The organism is Streptomyces sp. SID3343 (genome assembly GCF_009865215.1).
Lineage (GTDB): Bacteria > Actinomycetota > Actinomycetes > Streptomycetales > Streptomycetaceae > Embleya.
The window spans coordinates 1-1,821 of the sequence record NZ_WWJX01000976.1 but is presented as its reverse complement, the minus strand read 5'-3'; the positions used below and the strand labels follow the sequence as shown (position 1 = coordinate 1,821).

At 70.3% G+C, this 1,821-nt stretch carries 1 protein-coding gene; it reads left to right on the top strand.

Features of this window, described 5'->3' with window-relative positions; all coding sequences use genetic code 11:
* A partial coding sequence (locus GT354_RS30600) for a transglycosylase domain-containing protein (RefSeq protein WP_161359621.1) occupies window positions 1–1,821 on the top strand: 1,821 nt, incomplete at both ends.

The following is a 1,821-nucleotide window of genomic DNA, read 5'->3' as shown; positions in this document are numbered from 1 at the left end:
GGTTCGACGATCACCCAGCAGTACGTCAAGAACGTCTACCTGACCCAGGCACAGACGATCAGCCGCAAGTTCAAGGAAGCGATCATCTCGATCAAGCTCGACCGGACGGTGTCCAAGGACGACATCCTCGCGGGCTACCTGAACAGCGTGTACTTCGGTCGGGGCGCGTATGGCATCGAGTCGGCCGCGCAGGCGTACTACGGGGTCGACGTCGGTCGGCTCACGGTCGAACAGAGCGCCTATCTCGCGGTGTTGCTGAACGCGCCCAGCGCGAACGACGTCAGGAACACCACCGACGCCGGCCGCCGCCGGGTGCTCTCGCGCTGGAACTACGTCCTGGACGGCATGGTCAAGGAGAAGTGGCTCGCCCCGGAGCGGCGCGCCGGCATGGTCTTCCCGGAGCCGGCCGACCCGCGCCCGACGGCCAACCTGAGCGGGATGAACGGCTACCTGGTCGAGATGGCCAAGCGCTATCTGCTCGACCGCAAGGTCGTCGACGAGGACCGGCTGGACTCCGGCGGCTACTCGATCACCACGACGTTCGACAAGAACAAGACCCAGGCGCTGTACCAAACCGTGCAGGACCAACTCGGCCGGTCACTGGATCCGGACAATCGTGCCGTGGACGTGGGGGTGCGGGTCGCCGCGGCATCGGTCGAACCCGCCACCGGGCGGATCGTGGCGATCTACGGCGGCCCGAACTACGTCAAGCAGTTCGTCAACGACGCCACCCGTCGCGACGTGCAGGTCGGCTCGACGTTCAAGCCGTTCGTGCTCGCGGCCGGCCTGCGCGACGGCGTACAGGGCGGCAACGGCAAGCGCGGTCGGATCACCCCGCGCACGGTCTACGACGGCAACGACAACGTGGTGATCCACTACCCCGACGGTCGCCCCGTGATCGAGAACGGTGGGCCGTGGCAGCCGGGCAACGAGGACGGCGCGAGCTACGGACGGATCACCCTCGCGCGGGCGATGGACAAGTCCGTCAACACGGTCTACACCCAACTGGGTATGGACGTGGGCACCGATCGCGTCGTCAAGGCCGCCGTGGACGCGGGCCTGCCCGCGGCCACGCCCGGCCTGTCACCCGTACCGTCGGTCTCGCTGGGCACGTCCACGCCCAGCGCGCTCGACATGGCCTCGGCCTACGCGACGTTCGCCGCCGAGGGCAAGCGCCGGGACACGTATCCGGTGGAGAAGCTCAGCCGCGACGGCGACGCGATCGAACTGCCCGACCACGGCGTGGCGAGCCCCTACGACCCCAGGCAGGCGGACTCCGTCACCCAGGTCCTGCGCGGCGTGGTGGACGACGGTACGGGCGCCCGTGCCCAGGCGTTGGACCGCCCGGCGGCCGGCAAGACCGGCACCACCGACGACAACCGCTCGGCCTGGTTCGTCGGCTACACGCCGAACCTGTCGACGTCGGTGGGCATGTTCCGGGAGAACGCCTCGACCCACGAGTTCCAGTCGCTGAGCGGGGTCGCCGGACTCGCGCGCGTGGACGGCGCCAACCTGCCGACCCGGATGTGGACGACGTACATGAGCGCCGCGCTCGCGGACGAGCCGGTCACCGACTTCCCAACCGCCACCGACGGCGGGCTCGGGGACGACACGAGCCTGATCCCGCCCCCGGATCGCTCGACCGCGCCACCGACGACCTCGGCCCCGCCGAGTGCGTCGGCCGGCCCGAACACGAGCGCTCCGGCCTCGAACGGCCCGAGTGGACGGCCGAGTTCGTCCCCGCCGACCACTCCCCCGGCAAGCCCGACGGGTGCGCCGACCTCGTCCGCGCCGCCGGGCGGGGGCGCCACGACCGCACCG